The organism is Methylobacterium nigriterrae (assembly GCF_037106235.1).
In the GTDB taxonomy this organism is placed as follows: domain Bacteria; phylum Pseudomonadota; class Alphaproteobacteria; order Rhizobiales; family Beijerinckiaceae; genus Methylobacterium; species Methylobacterium nigriterrae.
Window position 1 is genome coordinate 1 of sequence record NZ_JBAWTG010000959.1, and the last position, 264, is coordinate 264.

Sequence of the window (264 nt, forward strand, 5' to 3'; positions counted from 1 at the left end):
GCAGCGTTTTCGCAATCTGCAGATAGTGTTGCATATCCTCCTTCAGCAGCTTCTGCACCAGCACGGTATCTGCTCCGTGTGAACGCAGATAGGAGGCCGCGTCAAACGTCCGGGCGCCGGTCCGGAAGGTGAAGCTCTTCGTATCTACAATCATCCCCGCCAATAAGGCTGTTGCCTCCAGCATGTTCATCTTCAGACGCTTCGGCTGATACTCCAGAAGCTCTGTAACAAGCTCTGCAGTGGAAGAGGCATACGGCTCCATGT

1 protein-coding gene is annotated in these 264 nt (G+C 54.5%); it reads right to left on the reverse strand.

Translation table 11 applies throughout. The features are described 5' to 3' along the window. Window positions 1-190 (reverse strand): hypothetical protein (locus tag WDW90_RS39855; protein WP_336493089.1); only part of this gene is annotated, 190 nt, incomplete at its 3' end. Window positions 191-264 lie beyond the last annotated feature (74 nt).